Genomic DNA, 3,885 nt, shown 5'->3' on the forward strand with positions numbered 1-3,885 from the left:
CGCGCACCCTGTCCTCGCTGCGCGCCGGCCACCCCGAGCTCAAGCTCTATCTGCGCGAGGACCAGACCGACCGGCTGATCGACGGGCTGCGCAACCGCTCGCTTGATGCCGCGCTGATCGCGCTGCCCTGGGAAGCAAGCGGCATCGAGACCGAAGTGCTGGGCGATGACGAGTTCCTGTTCATTGCGCCGCAGGACCACAAGCTGTCCAACACGAAGAAGATCATACCCGAAGACCTGAACGGGGAGGATGTATTGTTGCTGGAGGATGGCCATTGCCTGCGCGAACATGCGATCGCCGCCTGCTCGCTCTCGCCTTCCTCGACCCCGGCGTCCAATGTCTCGGCGACCTCGCTCGCCACGCTGGTCCAGATGGTGGCAGGCGGGCTGGGCGTCTCGCTTGTCCCGAAGATCGCTGCGGATGCAGGGCTCACGGCGGGGGTCGACCTCAGGCTTCGCCAGTTCGACACGCCCGTCTTTGGCCGCCAGATCGGCATTGCCTGGCGCGCCGGCAGCCCGCGTGAGCAGGAAGCACGGCTGATCGGTGAAAGCGTGCGCGAGACGCTGGCGAAACGCGCAGTCGCAGCTGCCTAGCTGAAACTAATGCGTCACCGTGCGGTCAATCTCCTCGGTGACATTGTCCTCGGCGAGATACACAAACTCATCGAATTCATGCTCCCACTTGGCGACAACCGTCGAGACAGCGAGGTCGCCCGTGATGTTGGTCACGGTGCGCATCATGTCGAGCAGGCGGTCAAACGCAAAGAGCGGGGCGAGGATGAGCAGCATCTGATCCGGCGTCGCGCCGATCACGCCGAGCGTGGTGGTTGCGAGGAACAGGCTGACAGACGGGATACCGGCCGTGCCGATGGACACCAGCGTCGCCATGACGGCGACGGTCACATACATGCCGAAGTCCACCTCAAGCCCGAGCGCCTGGGCGGCAAACAGCGCGATCAGGCCCTGATAGAGCGCGGTGCCGTCCATATTGATCGTCGCGCCAAGTGGCAGGACAGATGAGGCGACCGGCTTTTTCACGCCGAGATTTTTCTGCGCGACACTCATCGTGACCGGCAGGGTCGCGTTCGACGACGAGGTCGAGAAGGCCACCATCTGGGCATCGGTAATGCCGCGATAGAAAGGCAGCAGCGGCAGCTTGGCGACGAATTTGATCAGGAAGCCATGCGTGATCAGCATGTGCAGGCCGCAGGCGAGATAGAGGGCGAGCGTCATCATGCCGAGCGCGGCGACAACAGACAGGCCATAGGCGGCCATCACCCAGGCCATCAGCGCGAGGACGCCGAAGGGCGCGACTTCCATGATCAGCAGGGTAAGCTTCAGGATCGCTTCAGAGGCGGAATTGAACACGTCCGCGACCGGCTTGCCGGCATCGCCCGCGAGCAGAATGCCGATGCCGAACATGATGGCAAAGAAGATGATGGGCAGCACATCGCCGCGCGCCATGGCGTCGACCGGATTGGTCGGGACAATGGAAAGCACGGTCCGCATGATCTGTTCGAAGACGCCGACGGTCTCCATAGCGCCGCCGCTTTCCAGCCGCTGGCGGGTCGCCTCGATATCATCGGCGGAGACAGACGAGACATCAAAGCCGGCCCCGGGCTGCAAGAGCGTGCCCATGATCAGGCCGATCGTCACGGCAACCGCGGTCGTGCCCATATAGATACCGATCGCGCGCCCGCCGAGACTGCCGAGCTTCTTCGGATCGCCCATGGCCAGCACGCCCGAGACCAGCGTCAGGAAGATCAGCGGGACGACCAGCATCCGGATAAGGTTGAGGAACAGGTCGCCGAAGGGCTTGAAATACTCAGCGGCGCGGGAGGCTTCATCCGGGCTCATCGTATAGCGGATGATGAGGCCAATGAGCGTGCCCAGCACAAGGCCGATCATCACCCGCTTCCAGAGATCCATCTCAAACCAGGCTTTCATCCAGGTTCCCCTTCGATACTGTAGATGGCGCGCACCCTAGAGTGGGTTTCAGCGAAATCAAATCGGCATCTGACAATTCACAGCGCTTGGCCGTTTCGGTTCCAGACATTCCAGTCTACAACCACCAGCCAATGGGTTGGATAGATCGCCTTTCGACCGGCTGGAAAGCCTGGATCCTGCTGTTCGCGCTGACGATTACGTCGGCTGCGCCGGGCGTGTTCAACCTGCCCGCGCTCGACCGCGATGAGAGCCGGTTTGCCCAGGCCTCCAAACAGTATCTGGAGACGGGCGACTATATCGCGATCCGCTACCAGGATGAGTATCGCAACAAGAAGCCGGCCGGCATTCACTGGCTGCAGGCGGGCGCGACGGCCGCCTTTGGCGAAGGCGAAAATCTCGATGTGTGGACCTATCGCGTGCCCAGCTGGATCGGCGCGGGCCTGTCCGTGCTGGCCTGCTTCTGGCTCGGCATTGCGGCGATTGGCAGGCGCGGGGCGTTCATCGGCGCAGCGCTTTTCGGGTCGAGCCTGCTGCTGACCTCCGAGGCGCATATCTCCAAGACCGATGGCGTGCTGGTCTTCCTGATCACGCTGGCGATGGGCTGTCTGGTCCGGCTCTATCTGCGCAAGGACAATGACAAGAGGCTGGCGCTGGCCTTCTGGATCATTCATGGCGCGGGCTTCCTGATCAAGGGGCCGGTGATCACGCTGGTGGCTGGCCTGGCTGTGCTTGTCCCCTGGCTCTGGGACCGGCGCGATCATGACTGGATGCGCGCGCTCTGGTGGTGGCCGGGGCCGCTGATCAGCGTGCTCATGGTTCTGCCCTGGCTGATCCTCATCCAGATCGCGACGCAGGGCACCTATGTCGAAGGCGCGGTCGGCAAGGATCTGAAAGACAAGCTCGTCTCTGCCTCTGAGGGCCATGGTGGCCTGCCGGGCTATCACCTGATGCACCTGCCGGCCTGGTTCTTTCCGGGCATTCTCCTGCTGGTTCCGGCGATCGCGCTGACCTGGCGGTACCTCCGGCACAACACGCTGGAATCGCTCGGTGATGTGGACCGGGATGGGCTCAAATTTCTCGTCGCCTGGGCGCTGACGACCTGGATTTTCTTCGAGCTCCTTCTGACCAAGCTCAGCCACTATATCCTGCCGGCCTATCCGGCTTTTGCGCTGCTCTGCGGCTGGGCGGCAGTGAAACTGATCGAGGGGAACCGGGCGCCGGTCTCGCGCTATGCCTCGCTTTTCTTCTACGCGATTGGCGGGCTGGCGCTTGCGGCTTTTACCTCGCCCTGGGCCGTTGAAGCGCTGCAGATGGACAAGGCGGGAGACTTCAAGACCGTGAGCGAAAGCGCCGTGATGGCGCAGTGGGCGGGCGCGGCCGATTATCCAATGTTTCTCTGGTATATGGGCGCAGGCGCTGTGCTCCTTGGCGGTCTGGCGCTGGCGGTGCGCCGGATTCCGCTCGCCATTCTGGGGGGTGTGCTCGCCAGTATACTGCTTGGCTGGCAGGCGAGGATATTTGTCCTGCCGACCCAGACCTGGATCCAGGCGACGGAGAAAGCCAAGCTCGCTCTGGAAGAGGTCTGCGGCATTCCGCGGCAGGATTGCAGCGGCGAGGCCGGGCCGGACCGGGTGCTTGCGCTCGGCTATGCAGAGCCCTCTTACGTGCTGACGCTCGGCACGCAGAACCTCCACCCGCCCGAGACGCCGACAGAGCTGCCCGCAGATAAGAGCGCCTATCCGGTGGTCTATCTCGTCAACCTGGAGAACCAGAGCGCCCAGCTAGGCTTCGCGAGCGTCGAGGCCTCTGCGGCGGCGGTTGGCGCGTGCGAGACCGATCGCTCAGAGCCCTTCTACGCCCTCAACTATTCCAACAATGACCCGGTCGCCTTCATCGCCGTGCGCTATGAGGCGGACTGCCCTGCCGCCAGCTCCTAGCC

General features: G+C 63.3%; 3 protein-coding genes. 2 read left to right on the forward strand and 1 reads right to left on the reverse strand.

Annotation, left to right across the window (positions count from 1 at the left end):
• Positions 1-593 (forward strand): LysR substrate-binding domain-containing protein (locus WA989_RS10380; RefSeq protein ID WP_424340423.1); only part of this gene is annotated, 593 nt, incomplete at its 5' end.
• A 6-nt stretch (positions 594-599) separates the two neighbouring features.
• Here the strand turns inward: WA989_RS10380 and WA989_RS10385 are convergent.
• On the reverse strand, positions 600-1,946 hold the full coding sequence (locus tag WA989_RS10385) for a dicarboxylate/amino acid:cation symporter (RefSeq protein ID WP_424340424.1): 1,347 nt from the start codon (positions 1,944-1,946) through the stop codon (positions 600-602).
• 131 nt (positions 1,947-2,077) lie between these two features.
• Here WA989_RS10385 and WA989_RS10390 point away from each other — a divergent pair, with 131 nt between their 5' ends.
• Positions 2,078-3,883: an ArnT family glycosyltransferase gene (locus tag WA989_RS10390; protein WP_424340425.1), complete on the forward strand. Its 1,806-nt coding sequence runs from the start codon at positions 2,078-2,080 to the stop codon at positions 3,881-3,883.
• Positions 3,884-3,885: the final 2 nt, after the last annotated feature.

Source organism: Henriciella sp. (genome assembly GCF_049649345.1).
Lineage (GTDB): Bacteria > Pseudomonadota > Alphaproteobacteria > Caulobacterales > Hyphomonadaceae > Henriciella.

Coding starts and splice junctions, on each gene's coding strand:
- WA989_RS10390 (WP_424340425.1), top strand. CDS start 2,078: ATGGGTTGGATAGATCGCCTTTCGACCGGCTGGAAAGCCTGGATCCTG.
- WA989_RS10385 (WP_424340424.1), bottom strand. CDS start 1,946: ATGAAAGCCTGGTTTGAGATGGATCTCTGGAAGCGGGTGATGATCGGC.